This window comes from Alcaligenes sp. DN25 (assembly GCF_023674485.1).
GTDB classification, from domain to species: domain Bacteria; phylum Pseudomonadota; class Gammaproteobacteria; order Burkholderiales; family Burkholderiaceae_B; genus Alcaligenes; species Alcaligenes phenolicus.
Genome location: NZ_CP098408.1, coordinates 1,525,135 through 1,541,787, shown reverse-complemented (window position 1 = coordinate 1,541,787; position 16,653 = coordinate 1,525,135). Strand labels below are relative to the sequence as shown.

The following is a 16,653-nucleotide window of genomic DNA, read 5'->3' as shown; positions in this document are numbered from 1 at the left end:
CAACGATGCTGTACGACTACGCATCTGAAGGCGGAGTGTTGCTCTCAATATCGCGACGTATCTTTTATTATCCGGAGGTCCTGCATGAGCACAGCGCCTTTTAATCGGCGACAGTTCCTGAAGTTTAGTGTCGTATCCGGCGTATCCATTTATATGGCGCCTTTTATACCCAAGGCAGCACAGGCCACACTTCTGGGAGAACACGACTCCCGCCCTACGCCCTGGAATAGCGTAGAGCGACAAGTACCCTTCAAGATTGACGGTACGCGACAAGTCACCGGCAGCAAATTTTTTGTACGTGACATTCGCGCCAAAGATATGCCCGGTTGGCCAGAGCATCAGGCTCACGCCTTTATCCTGCGCGCCGCTCAAGCTGATCATCGTTACATCGGCTTGGACCTGGAAGCACTAGGTGCCGACCTACAGCCCGATATATTGATCCAGGCCCAAGACCTCGCCAAGGCACAACTGGAACTGCCTGACTACTACAACGACGAGATGCTATTGGCCACCGGTAAGACGGCGCGCTTTTTAGGGCACCCGGTCGCCATCTTGATCTACAAAGACTTTGATCGCTACCGCCGCGCTAAAAATGCCAGCAAGAGATCCGCCGTGCTGAAGTATGGAGACAAGACAGGCTTCAGGGAAATAGATGCCTATGGTGGAGCACGCTATATCCGTGTAGAGGGCGATACGCCAGGGGCCGACGATATATTCTCCAGCATGAAGGACGGAGTCGTGTTTCCGGAAAAAATTCAGGGAAACTCACCTGTATGGCCGTCCAGCAAGGGAAACACCAATACAGCGAAGGCCATCGCCTTGAGCGAAGCGATGCAAGAACGTTTCGACCAACCACCTGATGACTGGCTCGTGTTCGATGGTGAGTACTACTCCCAATCGATCGACGGCGCCCCTTTAGAACCGGAGTGCATCAATTGCTGGTATGACAACAAAAACAAAGAGCTGCAAATGGTGGTCGGCTCCCAAACCCCGGGGGCGGATGGTGCAGAAGCTGCGGGCATAGTGGCCGCATCCCAATTTGGTTTGGAGAACATCATTGTCCACCCCTGTACGGCCACAGGTTACGGGGTCAAGGAGCACAGCGCTTTCAACCACTACGGAGTTGTTGCTGCCCTGTTTGCAGACAATATGCCCGTACGGCTAGCCAATGACCGCTTTGAGCAGTTTCAAGCTGGTCAAAAACGACACTCCAACCGCATGAACAACCGCATTGCTATCGACAGAAAGAGCGGCAAGATCATGCAGTACCAGAGCTTTAGCATAACGGACGGTGGAGGCAGGGCTACGTGCAGCTGGGCGGTCACCACAGGCGGTGCACAAAGCGCACAGGGTATTTACTATCTGCCCAAGAGCGACTCCTGGGGAATTGCACTGGCCTCGCGCGCGGTGGAGGCCGGCTCCATGCGTGGTTATGGCAAGGGACAGACCATGACTGCCATGGAACTGATGTTGGACGAAGCAGCCGCTCGCCTGAACATGGACCCCATCGAATTACGCCTCAAGAACGTCATGCGCAGCGGTCAGAAAAATATGGAAGGAGGGATTCCGGCGGGCTCCCTGCGTGCCAGGGAGATTTTAGAAAAAGCACATCAACATCCATTGTGGACCGGGCGGGACAAGAAAAAGAAAGAGTTTGAAGCCAGTAACCCAGGCAAGCTGTATGGCGTGGGCTTTGCCTGCGTTATGAAAAACTATGGCACCGGCGCGCAAGGAGACCATTCTGGTATCGAAATTGATGAGCAAGGGCAAGTCCACCTTCGCACCTCTACGGTAGAAATTGGTACGGGCTCGGCAACGTCCCAAGCAGTGATCTGTGCCAAGTGGGTTGGCCGCGCTGCCCACACGGTAAAGGCTTCACATCTTGACTGGCCCGAGCTGGATATGCAGGCTACTCACAACCCCTACACCTTAAAACAGCCTGATCAAGACAAACATCAAACCAATCCACGCTGGACACCGGTTCTATCCTCCGGCTCCTACGCCAGCAGCTCCTCCTACTTTGGTTCTCACGGCACCTCGGAAGCGGCTCGCTTGCTGTTTCTGTATGGACTATGGCCAGCCGCCCTGTCCATCTGGGGGGAAGGTTACGGTGGTGGTCAAATCGCCCCCTTGACCGTACGCCCTGAAGACGCCAGCTGGACCGGCGATGGCCTGCTCAGCACCGGAGGTCTGGAACCCCTCACGCTGCCACAACTGGCCAAGCGCGCCCACGAGCTGGAATTGGTTACTGGTGTCGTGCTGCATGCGTTTAACCGCTACCAGTGGGCCGAGGCCGACTTTGAGGTAGCTGGCCAAAACCTGCGACTACCGCTGGATGGGCTGGCACTGCGCCATGGAGCAGGCACCAAGACCGAACAGGCCAAGGCGCATAATGGCTATCAGCGACTGGAGCGTCGCAATATCAGCTACCCGCCTGTGTCACGTCGTCGAGGCGGTTACCTGTATTACTCCGCCGTTGGCGTGTTAACGGAAGTGGAGATCGACAGCAAAAGTGGTGAACAGACCTTATTGTCAGCACATACGTGGATCGACTGCGGCAAGCCCATCGTGCCCCAACTAGTCATGAGTCAGGCCGAGGGGGGGTTAGCCATGGGATTGGGTCAGGCCTGGTTCGAGGATCTACCGCTGCACGAAGGTGGCCCCGGCGATGGCTCCTGGAATTTTCACCGCTATCGCCTACCTCGCGCCAAGGATGTGGCCGTCTGGAACACCAGTTTCGAACTACTGGACCAGATTTCCGAGACGGACTCTCCCAAGGGAATTGCCGAAGTGGTGATGATCCCCATCATTGCTGCCGCTGTCAGCGGTGTTAACCACGCTACAGGACAGTTCTTTCGTGAACTGCCTGTGACCGCAGAAAAAATCAAGGAGCGCTTGGCATGAGCAGCCCCACTAAGACCTTACACCTCAACATTAATCGGGTGGACTTGCAAACAATGGACGTCAGCCCAGATCTGCCCATGATCGACTTTCTGCATGAGCATGCAGGGCTGACCGGCACGCATTTGGGCTGCGGAATGGGGATTTGCCATGCTTGTGTTGTCATCGTGGATCACCCGGACGGACGTAGCGAAGAGATACAAACGTGCATCACACCAGCCAGTTACTTTGAGGGCAAAAAAATACGCACGATCGAGGCCCATGTCCAGCGGGATGCACAGGACAAGGTCACGCAACTGCACCCTGTACAACAAGCCTTTTTGGAGCACTTTGCCTTTCAGTGTGGTTACTGCACCCCCGGCTTTGTAAATGCGGGAATTGTGCTGTACGAGTCCCTGCAAAAGCAGCCCGTTTCACGTGAACAAGTTGAAGCCAAAGTATCGGAAGGTTTACAAAACCATATCTGCCGCTGTACCGGCTATGTCCGTTACCACCAAGCAATGAGGGATCTGATTCTCGCCACTCCAGGCATGGTCAGTTAAGTCACAAAGGCTGCGGGGGATCTAGCTGGTGATCCCCTGGCAACTGCACGGCAAAATTCTGGGCTCAGCCACGCTGGTATCGAGGCGTTCGAGTACTCGACAGTACGCCTTCCGTTGCAACGCCATCTGTCTGCTCGTGTCACATGGTTAGCTAGATGGAGGGCTTACATCAAGCAGTACAGTGCCTCGATGCACACGGCTCCTTTTACCCTGTGCTAGGATTTGGATCTATGGCCGCATATTCTCAAGGCCCTCTATCAGGAGCACACCATGAACTACACCTACACCCTTAACGAGTTAGGCACTGAAGCGATTCGTCAGTTTGTTCTGGATCGTGGTCAGCCTGATCTGAACCTGCAGGCTTATATCGCCGCTGCCGAAGTAGAGGCCGATAATTTCAATGCGGGCGGCAGCCAGCGCGGCCAGATCGAGATCGATTCCAACTGCAGCAAGGATGGTTTGACGCATACCCTGCTACTGGAAAAACACTGGTTTGCGACCCAGCCTGTTCCTGAGGCGCCCAGTGAAGACAGCTTCTTCTAAATAGAAGCTGGGCTTGTCTGTCAGTTCACAATCGACTGACTGTTAGACAGACACAAGCTCAGCTATCGGCCCCTCGCCTCTCTATAGATATTGGCCCAGGTAAGCCCAAGCCGCTGCCTGGGCCTCAAACTGTCTGAGGGACCAATAAGATTCATATAGAAACTGGGCATATTGCCGCATGATCTGATGCATTCGGGTGCCGGAACATTATCAGAGGAAAACCCGTCGCTGGCGTTCCAGGAGTCAACCAGTCCCCAAAGCAGGGCCCTACCCGCCCTAATCCACCTGCAAACCAATCTTGTAGGCCAAGGCCCCAAATCGGTCGATGTCGTTCCAGATCATGGCCTTGAAGCCACTGGCTTGTGCTGATTCATTGCCTTCTTGCGGCGTATAACCCAATGCCAACAACTGCGATTGCATGGCCGGGTCCGTCAGGGCTTTTTGCACGACGCGGTTCAGCGTATTGATAATGTGTTCAGGCGTGTGAGACGGGGCCAACAGGCCGTGCCATTGGTCCAGCTCGAAATCACTATGACTGACTTCAGCCACGGTTGGCACTTTAGGCAGAACGGGGCTGCGTTGGGCAGAGGTGACGGCCAGGGCGCGCAAGTGTCCGGACTCGATCAAGGTAGCCGCGCTGGACAAGGTCACAATGCCTAAAGGCACCTGGCCCGCGACCACATCGTTCAAAGCGGGGCCGCAGCCGCGATACGGGATATGCAGCAAGGCCGTGCCTCGCAAGTCATAGAGCATCTCTCCGGCCAGATGCTGAGGAGTGCCATTTCCGCAGGACGCATAAGCCAAGGCCGGTTCGGACTGCTGCTCCAGAACTTGTTCCAGATTCTGAATATCCGAGCCGTGTCCGGTCACGATCACGGAGGGCACAAATCCTATATTCGCAATCGGCGCAAAGTCTTCTTTGGGTTTGAAGCCCAGGTTACGAAATACGCCAGGATTGATAGCGAAAGAGCTATTGGCCATCAGCAAGGTGTAGCCGTCAGCGCGAGCATAAGCTACCGCCCGCGCACCAATATTGCCGCTGGCACCAGGTCGGTTGTCGATAATAACGGGTTGGCCCAGCGCTCTTTCCAGCCTGGGGCCCAGTTTGCGGGCCAGCAAGTCGGTCCCGCCGCCAGGCGGAAAGGTGACGATCACGGTAATCGGCTTGAGGGGATATTTCACAGCCTGCTCGGCTGCCACCTCCCTTGCCTGCGCCGCTGGATTACCCAAGCCTAGCGCCACCAAGCCCAGCAAGGCGGCTGCTGCCGCCCGCTTACCCACCTGAAAACCCGCCATGACAGCCAACACGTTTCTCTACTCAAGCGTCCAGACCAATATCCAGTACACGTGCACTGTGCGTAATCCAGCCCACTGCGATTCGGTCTACACCGCAACGGGCTATTTCTACGGCTGTTTCAGGAGTGATACGGCCAGAGGCTTCTGTTTTGGCTCGGCCTGCGACGCGGGCCACGGCCTCGGTCAAGGTTGGGGTGTCCATATTGTCCAGAAGAATGCTGTCCACACCCAGTTCCAGCACTTCATCCAGCTGCTCCAGAGTATCGACTTCCACCTCAATGCAAACCAGATGACCAATATAGGCACGGGCTGCTTCCACCGCGGCTTTGACGCCCCCGGCAACGGCGATGTGGTTGTCTTTGATCAGTACCGCGTCATCCAGACCAAAGCGATGGTTGCTGCCGCCCCCGACTCGAACTGCGTATTTCTGCACAGCGCGCAGACCGGGCATGGTTTTACGGGTGCAAGTGACTTTCGTGCCGTAGGGCGCAATCGCGCGGGCAATGGAGGCAGTTGCCGATGCCACGCCACTTAAATGCCCCAGGAAATTCAAGGCGCAGCGCTCTGCCGTCAGCATGGAACGGGCCGAGCCGCTAATGACCGCAATCTGCGCCCCCGGAGTCAGGACATCGCCATCTTGCAGTTGGGCCTCGAAGCGCAGCGTAGGGTCCAGCAAGGTAAAGGCCAGACGAGCCAGATCCAGGCCAGCCAACACACCTTCCTCGCGGGCCACCAGGCGCATTTGCGTGCGCGTTGCTGCGGGAACGATAGAATCCGTCGTCAGATCACCAGCGCGACCCAAGTCTTCTTGCAAGGTGGCGCGCACCAAGGGTTCCAGGATGACGTCGGGCAAGGAAGGAATACGGTGAGCTCGTGTCTCTGCAGCTTGCGCTGTCGGCTCGGAGGCGTTAATTATGCTCATTATGAGTATTTAAATCGCTAAAAATAAGGCCTAATGGCACGGTGCATTTATGCTATTCCTGAGCATAAGCACTGTCAAGCCATAGGCCCGCTTTTTAACGCGCTTGTTTTGCCAGCGGCAATTTACTGCCCGAGATGGCCCGTTCAAACAAAACGTCTCCACGAAAGCGAAACAATTTGGCGGGTCGGCCTGAACCACCCACACTCATGGCGCCGGTTTCTTCCACCAGGGCTTGCTGTTCAATCAAACGGCGAAAGTTCTGCTTATGCAGTCCCCGCCCTGCCAAGGCTTCCACGGCCTGCTGCAATTGCAGCAAGGTGAATTCTGGCGGCATCAGTTCAAACACAACAGGACGGTATTTGATTTTGGCGCGTAGACGTGCCAAGCCAGTGGCCAGAATACGGCGATGATCGTGACGCATGCCCAGACCCAGCTCGTAATGCTTGCCCAGCTCTTGCTGTTCACGCTGGCGACGGCGACAGGACTCGGGCAACAAGCCCGCTTCATACAGCAGCTCGTAACGCTGCAAAACAAAGTCCTCGTTCCAGATCGCCCCTTCCAGGCCAAAACTGTAATTGACGCGCTGGCGGCGCAAGGCCCGCAAGGATTCGTCCTGCTCGCACCAGTCCAGCAAGGCAGGCACGATGGTTTTCTGAATAATGTCCGGTGCACCATCGCGTCGGTCTTCCCACGGGAAGTAACGGTAGCAGTCCTGCCAGATCACCTGGGCTACATCCGGCTGGCCAACTTCACGCGTCAGCCCGACATAGCTGACCGACACAATACGCGTGCCCTGCGCGTCAAAACGATCCCTGTCTGCAAAGGTATACAGCTGCTCCACATACCCCACCGGGTGATGGGTTTGGGTTTCCACCCAATCGCGCAGCCCCGTTTGCAAAGAACGGTGCGTGTGCTGAAACGGTCCGGCGGGCAAGGCCTGCCCGGCATCCGTGGTCAAGACACGAGGCTCACCATCGGTGACAGCCACTAAAACAGCCACCAGCTCAGCACTGACTACAGGTTCCTGCGTATCGATCACATATTCTCCTTCTGAATCGCGCCAGCGCGCATCTGGCGGATTATAAGCGAGGCCCGCCCTGCTCCGGCGGGCGGCAGGGACGCTATCCGAAATTACAGTGGGTACCTTATTTTCAGATGCTCAAATTATGACCCATGAACATCTAAGCCTAAAGAAATTCGCCTGCCTGCCGTTAAGCGTTTGAACTGTATGTGTTTGCCATAAATGACAAGCAAGCGCTCAGTCAGAGGCCGGATCAGACAACAGTTTCACGCTTTGTTCTGCTCCGCCATTCGCAAAAATAGAAGGTTTCTGACAATTCAGGTCGATCACGGACAGACAGAAGCCTATGCCCCGTTTTTGCATGGCCCATGCGGGCTTGACGGCCCCCCGCGTCCCCTTTGTTGTTCTCCTCCAGGATGATGAATGCGTAAGAATTTCCCCATTACCCAGGACGAGGTTCGCGTCCGGGCCGATCAGTACCTTATTTCAAAAACTGACCTGAAAGGTCGGATCACCTACGCGAATGCAGCCTTTATTGCGATCAGTGGCTTCACCCGTGAGGAGCTGATCGGCAAGGCCCATAACCTGGTCCGCCACCCCGACATGCCCCCCGAGGCTTTCCAGGATTTCTGGGATACCTTGCAAAGCAAGCGCCCCTGGATGGGCGTGGTAAAGAATCGCCGCAAGGACGGCGGTTTTTACTGGGTGTACGCCATGGCGGTGCCTATTTACGAAAATGGCACCGTCGCTGGCTATGCTTCGGTACGCGTAAAACCCAGCCAGGAACAAATCAACGAGGCCGAAAGCCTGTACGCCGCCATTAATGAAGGCCGCGCCAAAGGTGTACGCCTGCATGAAGGCCGTGCTGTGCCTACCGGTTGGCGCAAGGCCTTGAGTCAGTTGCGCCGCCCTTTCAGCAACTCCTTGCGTGCCAGCCTGTTCCGTATGGGCACCCTGGCTCTGGCCACGACCGGCACCGCCTTGTACTTCGCCCTGACGGGGGGCGTACCTCAAGGCTCGGGTTTGTGGCTGACAGGTGGCTTGTGTCTGGCCAGTGCCGTGATGATGGGTTACGGCTGGCTGATTGCCCAGCGTGTGATCCGCCCTCTGGACCAGGCCTCCCTGATCGCCCAGCAAATTGCCACCGGCAACTTGCAGCTGGATATTGACATCAACTCCAGCGAAAGCAATTCGGAAATTGGCCAGCTCTACTTCTGTCTGGATTTGATGCGCAAGAGTCTGGTGGGAATTGCCAGTGATGCACGCACCGGGATTGATGCCTCTATCCATGCGGCCCGCATTCTGGAAGTCAACAATACCAATCTGGCATCGCGCACCGAAGATCAGGCTGCGTCCTTGCAGGAAACCGCCGCCAGCATGGAAGAACTGACGGTAACCGTGCGTCAGAACGCAGATAACGCCAATCAGGCCAGCCAGTTGGCCGATGCCAGTATGCAGATTGCTCAGCGTGGCGGCGAAGTGGTCAATGAAGTGGTACAGACCATGCAAGGCATTCACGACAGCTCGCGCCGCATTGGCGATATCGTCACCGTCATTGAAGGCATTGCCTTCCAGACCAATATTCTGGCACTGAACGCGGCGGTGGAATCGGCCCGTGCCGGTGAGGCTGGCCGTGGCTTTGCCGTGGTGGCCGGTGAAGTGCGCAGTCTGGCCCAGAAGAGTTCCCAAGCTGCTGGCGAGATCAAGAACCTGATTGATGCCTCGGTCAGCCGTATGGCCGTGGGTGCCGAACAAGCTGCCCGCGCGGGCGCCACCATGGGTGAGGTCGTGGACTCGGTAAAACGTGTCACGGATATTATCGGCGAGATCTCCACCGCGTCGATCGAGCAGGCCAGCGGTCTGGATCAGATCAACGAAGCGATGGCCAAGATGGATGGAGTCACCCAGCAGAATGCCGCCCTGGTACAGGATCTGGGCAACACCATGAGCGACCTGGCCTCCGAAGCCTCCGAGCTGGCCGATGCCATCAAGGCCTTGAATACCGGCTCTGTCGATTCCAACCAAAGTGCTCCTGCTTTGGCTCAGTTGAGCAAGGCTCCCACCATGCAGGTACTGTCCTACCAGAACACGCAGCCCTTTCAGGTTCAAAGTGCCAAAACAGCGAACGCCCGCCTGGAAGCGATTCGTCGCTAAACCATAAAATCAGGATCGGCAGCGGCTCTGCTGATCCTGATAAAACTGACAGCTAGACAAAACAATAATTCCGGGATCGGTTTTGATACCCGGAATACTTGAAAATAATAATTAATAATAAAATCAAGGAAGTAGACCACTGCAACCTTGCTCTGAAACCCTGGATTCTGCTTGTCATTACATTGACACATTTAGACTCTAATGCAAATACCAGGTAACAAAATTGAGTCAATATGAAACATAATGATCTGTCCTTTTCCGCCTACGTCTTTAACAGGGCCAGATCATGCGTGAAAACCAAGCCATTACGTCTCATGAAACACAGGTACCCGAAAAAACCTATTTAATCTCCAAAACAGACCTGAAGGGGCGCATCATCTACGCCAATCCGGTCTTTATCGAGGTTAGCGGCTACAGCCATGATGAGCTGATCGGGGCACCCCACAATATCGTGCGTCATCCCCACATGCCGGCCGTGATTTTTCAGGATTTATGGCAGACCCTCAAGCAACAACGATCCTGGTCGGGGCTGATCAAGAACCGCCGCAAGGACGGCGGCTTTTACTGGGTGAAGGCCCGCGTCATTCCTTTAATAGAGAATGGCCGCGTCAATGGCTATGCCTCGGTACGGGTACGCGCCCAGCCCAAAGAGATCAAGGAAGCAGAATATCTGTACCACTCCATCCAGCAGCAAGGGTTGCGCGGCTTTCGTCTGCATGAAGGCCAGTTGCAAGCCAGAGGCTGGCGCTCTGCCCTGAACACCCTGCTCCAACCCTTGAACCGCAGCCTGCGCGCCAGCTTGCTACGCTTCGGGATTCTGACGGGCAGCCTGGTGACCTTGAGCGTCGGTTTGCTATTGGGCAGTGGCGCATCCGGCACCTATCTGACCGCCGGGCTGGCCTCGCTGGGGGTGCTCAGTCTGGCGACTCTGGCCTATGGCTGGATTGTGACCCAGCGCATGATGCAGCCCCTGCACAGTGCCACCCATATCGCTCAACAAATTGCGACGGGCAATTTGCTGATCGACCTGAACCCACAACACACCCGTAGCCAGGAAATTGCACAGCTGTATTTCTATATGGACATGATGCGCAAGAGCCTGCTGAGCCTTGCCCGCGATGTGCATCAGGGCATTCAGGCTTCTCTGGATGTATCTACACAGATTGAGGACGGCAACCGCCAACTATCCCACCGTACCGCCGCCCAATCCGGCTCCTTGCAGCGCACGGCCGCGAATATGGAGCAGTTGACCATGAATGTGCAGCAGACCGCGGACAATGCCAGGCTGGCCAATCAGCTGGCCGACCAGAGCCTGTCTACCGCAAGGCGTGGAGGCGAAGTGGTGCAGGACATGGTCAGCACCATGCAGGACATCCACAATAGCTCCGAGCGCATTGGCGATATTGTGTCGATTATTGAAGGGCTGGCGTTTCAGACGAATATTCTGGCGCTGAATGCAGCCGTGGAATCCGCCCGTGCGGGCGAGGCAGGCAAAGGTTTTGCGGTCGTGGCTGGTGAAGTACGCAGTCTGGCGCAGAAAAGTGCGCAGGCCGCCGGGGAAATCAAGAACCTGGTGGAAGACTCCTTGAAGCGCATGGCAACCGGCGCCCATCATGCCAAACGGGCCGGTTCTACCATGGATGAAATCATGCAGTCCGTCTCCGATGTGACGCATCTGATCAGCGAAATTTCCACGGCCTCCAATGAGCAAGCCAGCGGTTTGGCGCAGATTAACGACGCTGTCTCCACCATGGACAGCGATACCAACGACAACGCCGATCTGGCTCGAAATTTGGGAGTGACAGTGCATGAGCTCAGCCGTCAGGCACAAGAGCTGAAACTGTCCATCCAGCTTCTGAATACGGGGTCGACTGGCCGTTCTACCTACGCCCCCGACCCGAATGCCACCCAGGAGCCGGTTCCCTTGCTGAAAGTTGCCTGATAAGAAAGCCGTGGGGGCAAAGCGCTGAGCGTCTCGCTGCCCCGCCCCCCCTACTCCTGCCTCGATAAGGCAGCAAATTCAGCGAACCCTGATCAGAAATGCTCTGCCCTGTTTTCCAGGCACGGCCAAGGCGCTGACAGGACGCTGATCTGGCAAGTTCTTTTTAGACCAAACCCAGTAACAGAATCGCGTGCAGGCCTACGCCAACCAAACCGCCCACCACCGTGCCATTAAAGCGTATGTATTGCAGATCCGTGCCCACGGTCAGCTCCAGCTCGCGCACCAGTTGCCTGTCATCCCATTGACGCACGGTGCGCGAGATATGGTCTTTGGCCCCTTCACGTAGTTGCTCGGCCAGGCCCGCTGCTGCGGACAGCATGTGTTCATTCAAGGTTTCACGCAGCGTCGCATCCGTATTCAAGCGTGTCCCCAAATCCTGCGCCACCTGACGCAGATGAGCCGCCACAGAAGAATCCTCTTTGGCCAGATCATTGCGCACAACACGCATCACATCCGTCCAGACGCCATCAATGTACTCACCCACATCTTTATGGTGCAAAAAGCGCTGCTTGATCGCCTCTACCTGCTCCATCAAGTCCGGGTCCTGACCCAGGCGCTGGATATAGTCGTGTACCCATTGCTCGTAATCCTTGCGCAAGGGGTGCTCGGGCTCGCTCAAAATGGTTTGCACTTCATCCACCAGAGCCCGCGCCAGACGGTCGGCCATCTTGCCCGATAACTCGTCTACCGAAGTCACTACCCCGACCATGGCCAGCAGCTTGGGCCACTCCCGCTGAGCGTAGCGCACCAATACATCAGCCACACGCTGTTTGACTGCCTCGTTGGACAAATAGCCACCCAATTGCTGCAAGACTTCGTCCAGCAGGCGCTGGTGTCGGGCATTGCGCGTCAACAAGCCCAGAATCTGGGAGCTGGAACCGGCCATGTCCACCCGCATCAAGTAACCACGTACGCCATCGGTCAGTGCTTGTTTAACGCTGCGCTCGTCCAGCAAGCGCAGAGCCTCGCCCATGGCGGTTTGCAAGGCACGGCTGACACGTTCGCTTTGTTCAGGTTGCGACAGCCACTGCCCCAAACGCGCTGCCGGGTCCAGGCTGCGCAGCTTTTCCAGCAACATGGCGGAGTCCAGAAAGTGGTCGCGTACAAAGACGCCCAGGCTTTCACCCAGGCTGTTTTTCTTGTTGGGAATGATCGCAGTATGTGGAAACGGCAGGCCCAGCGGGTGGCGGAACAAGGCCACGACGGCAAACCAGTCTGCCAACGCACCGACGGTGGCGGCCTCGCTAAAGGCACGCAACCAGGGCCAAAATCCGGCAATGGGCGCCGCCTCGCCCTGCCGCATCATGGCGTGGCTTAGCAGGAACAGGCAGATAGTCAGCACCAGCAAAGCCAATGCGCTGCGCTTCATGCGACGCAGGCGGCGTTCGGGCGAGTCAGGGCGAGAGGATGATGTAGACATTTCCACAGTCTATGCGTAGTTCAATAGCCGCATGCAATAACCTCTTATTGTGAGCCAATCTTGCTGTCCTGCGCAAAACCCCCGCACGAGGAGAAGTGTCATAGTCCTTTCACCTTAAACCACTAGCATGAGCGCTACCCCTACAACTCAGCCTTGGCGCTATTTATCACTATGAGCAAACATATCTCCGACAAGACTGTTCGTAACGCTAGTCAGAACACCCCTTTCAGTGAAATCCTGGAACGAAGCATGACTCGCCGCGCCGTGATGCGCGGTGGCCTGGCAGCCGCCCTGGCCACCATGAGCAGCTTTGGTCTGGCTGGTTGCGATAACAGCAGCACAGGAGGCAATTCCACTGATAACGGCGGCGAGAACCCGAAACCCGGTCCCGGCCCTGATCCGGAACCACCAGCAAGCGTCAAACTGGGTTTTGAATCCCTGCCCACCTCCATGACCGACGGCTGTGTCGTACCTCCCGGCTACATCGCCCATGTACTGGCCCCATGGGGTACGCCAATCAATGACAATGCCCTGCCCTGGGACAAGAACGGCAATAACAGCTCCAACGACTTGCTCAACTCCATGGGCATGCACCATGACGGCATGCACTTCTTCCCTCTGGAAGGAAGCTCTACCGAGGGCTTGCTGGCCGTCAACCACGAATACATTGATGAAAAAGCCCTGCACCCCAATGGGCCGACCCTGGTCAATGGCAAGCGCCCGGCAGAAGAAGTACGCAAGGAAATCAACGCCCACGGCGTGGCCATCATCCATATTCGTCGTACCAATGGCCGCTGGGACATCGTTCAGAACTCGCGCTACAACCGCCGCTTCACCTCGGCCACGGCCATGAAACTGGCTGGCCCTGTGGGTGGCACGGACTGGGTCAAGACCCCCTTCTCGCCCAACGGCACGCAAGTGCGCGGCACCAACAATAACTGCGGTAACGGCACCACGCCCTGGGGCACTTACATCACCGCTGAAGAGAACTGGGCAGCCTGCTTTGTCAACACCGGCATCCGCCCGCCTCACCAGCAGCGTGTGGGCGTATCGGCTGGCCCCGTTGGCCGCTACCAGTGGGAAACGGCTGCCAAGGATCCTTCGGAAGTCCTGGGCGAATTCGCCCGCTTTAACGTGACCGCAACAGGCGCCAGCGCCACCGAGGACTGGCGCAACGAAGTCAACGGTTTTGGTTACCTGGTCGAGATCGACCCTTACGACCCCAGCAGCATTGCCACCAAGCGCACCTCCATGGGTCGCTTCGCCCACGAAGGCTGTGCCTACAGCAAGCCCGAAGCCGGCAAACCCCTGGCTTTCTATAGTGGCGACGATTCGCGCTTTGAATACGTTTACCGCTTCGTGTCCGAAGCGAACTGGGACCCGAAAGACGCCCAGCGCACGGATCGCCTGGCCGTGGGCGCCAAGTATCTGGACAAGGGCACGCTGTACGTGGCCAGCTTCAAGGAAGATGGCTCTGGCGAGTGGCTGCCGCTAACGGGTACCACAGTGGGCAAGAATGGCCGTACCCTGGCAGACGAGTTTGGCAGCCTCGACGCCATCCTGATCAATACCCGGGGCGCCGCTGACTTTGTCGGTGCCACCCCGATGGATCGACCCGAGTGGACGGCTACCCACCCCAGCAATGGCGACATCTACCTGACGCTGACCAATAACACCAGCCGCAACGCGTCCACTGGCACCAACCCCGCGAACCCGCGCCTGAACAACGTCAACGGTCACATCATCCGCTGGCACGACGAACCCGGTTCAAACAAGTTCAAGTGGGATATCTTCGTATTCGGCTCGGACTCGGGTGCGGACGCAGACACCAACCGCTCCGGCCTGACCGACCTGAACCAGTTGGCCAGCCCCGACGGCCTGGGCTTCGACAGCCGTGGCATTCTGTGGATTCAGACCGACAACGGCATCGACGGCGGACGCAAGAACAATGTTGCGCGCGCCACCAACGACCAGATGCTGGCCGTGATTCCAGGTGCCTTGGCGGACAGCTCGGGCACCGGCCCGGCCATCAACGCCAGCAACCAGTCCGATCTGCGTCGCTTCTTTGTAGGCCCGAACGAAGCCGAAATTACCGGCTTTTCCATGACGCCCGACCACACCAGCCTGTTCCTGAACATTCAGCACCCCTCGAACTGGCCGGCCTACGACACGCATGACGCCACGGTAGTCAGCATGAACACGGTACGCCCGCGTTCTTCGACCGTCGTCATCCAACGTGCGGATGGCAAGCCTATTGCCGTGTAAGCGCAAGGGCGGGTTCCTTATTTAAATCCGCCCAAGCCAGTTTTTTCTTAAGTTTTTACAATGCGGGGCCGTCAATAGATGGCCCCGCTGCTTTTTTTGACTGCGCACCTCAAACAAGGCCTCTGGATTGTCTGCTGCGGCACAGCGCTATCTGCTCCATTTCCAGGCAGCGAACTGGAAAAATCAGAATTCAGAGTCGGAAAACGAAAGCAAACAGGCTGCTCTGCACACCGGGTCGTCATGCTTGAAGCCGCGTAATTCAAGGCATCAAGACAAAGCTGAGAAAATTTTCTCAACAGGCCCCTAAAGAGTTTTTTGCCCCATCCGTTAATGGTGCTGTACAGGAAGAACGCAGTGTGTCGAATGCGCGATCAGCCCCCTGGGGCCTAGCAGAACGCCAACGCTTTCCTGGGCAAAGGGCGAAACCGTTTCGCCGCTCTACTCAACATTGGGAGTTACCATGTCTGTTATCAATACGAACTCGCTTTCCCTCGTTGCCCAAGGCAATCTGAGCAAATCGCAAGGCGCACTGGGTCAAGCCATTGAGCGTCTGTCCTCCGGCCTGCGCATCAACAGCGCTAAAGACGACGCCGCCGGTCAGGCTATTGCCAACCGTTTCACCGCCAACGTGAACGGTCTGACACAAGCTGCCCGCAACGCCAACGACGGTATCTCTATCGCTCAGACAACCGAAGGTTCGCTGAACGAAATCAACAACAACTTGCAGCGCATCCGTACTCTGAGCGTGCAAGCCACCACCGGCACCAACTCCGAAACCGACTTGGCTTCGATCCAGGCTGAAATCAACCAGCGTCTGGCCGAAATCAACCGCGTTTCCGAACAAACTCAGTTCAACGGCGTGAAAGTCCTGGCCAAAGACCAGTCCCTGGCCATTCAAGTTGGTGCTAACGACGGCGAAACCATCTCGGTTAACCTGAAAAAGATCGACTCCGAAACGCTGAACTTGAAAGATCTGGACGTTTCCAAACTGGCCAAGAAGTTCGACGCTACCAAGTTCGAAATGAAAGCTGCTGTTGCTGGCACCACTACCGGTCCAGCTGTTGACGCAGTTATGGGCGATGCCAACACCTTGGTTACTGCAGCTAACGGCGGCACCGTTCTGACACAAACCACTGGCGCAACTTCCACCAACTACATCCTGCACGAAGGCAAGGTGTACGCTGCTGGCACCATCACCGCCAACGTAACCGCCAACACCATCTCCGTGGCTCGTGGCGCTGAAGTGACCGACAAGGAAACTTTGTCGCTGGTCGCTCCTCTGGCATCGATCGACGCTGCTATCCAGGACGTGGACAACCTGCGTTCCGACTTGGGTGCTGTGCAGAACCGTTTCGAGTCCACCATCGCCAACCTGAACAACACGGTTACCAACCTGTCCGCTTCGCGTTCGCGTATTGAAGACGCCGACTACGCAGTCGAAGTCTCCAACATGACTCGTGCTCAGATCCTGCAACAAGCTGGTACGTCGGTTCTGGCCCAGGCCAACCAAGTTCCACAAACGGTTCTGTCGCTGCTGCGTTAATCAGCCGCCGCACACCGGGCCGACAGGTTTACCCGTCGGCCAGT

At 56.7% G+C, this 16,653-nt stretch carries 11 protein-coding genes; 7 read left to right on the top strand and 4 right to left on the bottom strand.

All coding sequences use genetic code 11. The features are described from left to right. The first annotated feature begins 84 nt into the window (after window positions 1–84). The 3 genes from NBV64_RS07085 to NBV64_RS07075 all read left to right on the top strand — a co-directional run bounded on the left by NBV64_RS07085 (window position 85) and on the right by NBV64_RS07075 (window position 3,986). Complete coding sequence (locus NBV64_RS07085) at window positions 85–2,904, top strand: xanthine dehydrogenase family protein molybdopterin-binding subunit (protein WP_250756962.1); 2,820 nt, start codon at window positions 85–87, stop codon at window positions 2,902–2,904. Next, window positions 2,901–3,443 (top strand): (2Fe-2S)-binding protein, encoded by a 543-nt coding sequence (locus NBV64_RS07080; RefSeq protein WP_250756961.1) that lies wholly within the window; start codon window positions 2,901–2,903, stop codon window positions 3,441–3,443. Before NBV64_RS07085 ends, NBV64_RS07080 begins: the two co-directional genes overlap by 4 nt. A gap of 270 nt (window positions 3,444–3,713) precedes the next feature. Beyond that, complete coding sequence (locus NBV64_RS07075; protein ID WP_009458345.1) at window positions 3,714–3,986, top strand: hypothetical protein; 273 nt, start codon at window positions 3,714–3,716, stop codon at window positions 3,984–3,986. 276 nt (window positions 3,987–4,262) lie between these two features. Here the strand turns inward: NBV64_RS07075 and NBV64_RS07070 are convergent, their stop codons facing one another. The 3 genes from NBV64_RS07070 to NBV64_RS07060 all read right to left on the bottom strand — a co-directional run bounded on the left by NBV64_RS07070 (window position 4,263) and on the right by NBV64_RS07060 (window position 7,243). Beyond that, on the bottom strand, window positions 4,263–5,282 hold the full coding sequence (locus tag NBV64_RS07070) for a tripartite tricarboxylate transporter substrate binding protein (protein ID WP_250757224.1): 1,020 nt from the start codon (window positions 5,280–5,282) through the stop codon (window positions 4,263–4,265). 22 nt (window positions 5,283–5,304) lie between these two features. After that, window positions 5,305–6,204, bottom strand: coding sequence for a carboxylating nicotinate-nucleotide diphosphorylase (nadC, locus tag NBV64_RS07065; RefSeq protein ID WP_250756960.1), 900 nt, complete (start codon window positions 6,202–6,204; stop codon window positions 5,305–5,307). A 94-nt stretch (window positions 6,205–6,298) separates the two neighbouring features. Beyond that, the gene (locus tag NBV64_RS07060) at window positions 6,299–7,243 is read right to left on the bottom strand and encodes an NUDIX hydrolase (protein WP_021446810.1); all 945 of its coding nucleotides are present in this window, start codon (window positions 7,241–7,243) and stop codon (window positions 6,299–6,301) included. Between the two features lie 405 nt (window positions 7,244–7,648). Between NBV64_RS07060 and NBV64_RS07055 the strand changes: the two genes are divergently transcribed. After that, window positions 7,649–9,379, top strand: a complete 1,731-nt coding sequence (locus NBV64_RS07055) for a methyl-accepting chemotaxis protein (protein WP_250756959.1) — start codon at window positions 7,649–7,651, stop codon at window positions 9,377–9,379. Between the two features lie 286 nt (window positions 9,380–9,665). Next, window positions 9,666–11,321, top strand: coding sequence for a methyl-accepting chemotaxis protein (locus tag NBV64_RS07050; protein ID WP_021446811.1), 1,656 nt, complete (start codon window positions 9,666–9,668; stop codon window positions 11,319–11,321). 163 nt (window positions 11,322–11,484) lie between these two features. Here the strand turns inward: NBV64_RS07050 and NBV64_RS07045 are convergent, their stop codons facing one another. Continuing rightward, entirely contained in the window at window positions 11,485–12,801 is a 1,317-nt protein-coding gene (locus NBV64_RS07045) for a DUF445 domain-containing protein (RefSeq protein ID WP_250756958.1), read from the bottom strand. 249 nt (window positions 12,802–13,050) lie between these two features. On the opposite strand from NBV64_RS07045, the gene NBV64_RS07040 reads away from it, so the two are divergent. Both NBV64_RS07040 and NBV64_RS07035 read left to right on the top strand, forming a co-directional pair. Beyond that, window positions 13,051–15,066, top strand: coding sequence for a PhoX family protein (locus NBV64_RS07040; RefSeq protein ID WP_009458332.1), 2,016 nt, complete (start codon window positions 13,051–13,053; stop codon window positions 15,064–15,066). Between the two features lie 460 nt (window positions 15,067–15,526). After that, window positions 15,527–16,609, top strand: coding sequence for a FliC/FljB family flagellin (locus tag NBV64_RS07035; RefSeq protein ID WP_250756957.1), 1,083 nt, complete (start codon window positions 15,527–15,529; stop codon window positions 16,607–16,609). Window positions 16,610–16,653: the final 44 nt, after the last annotated feature.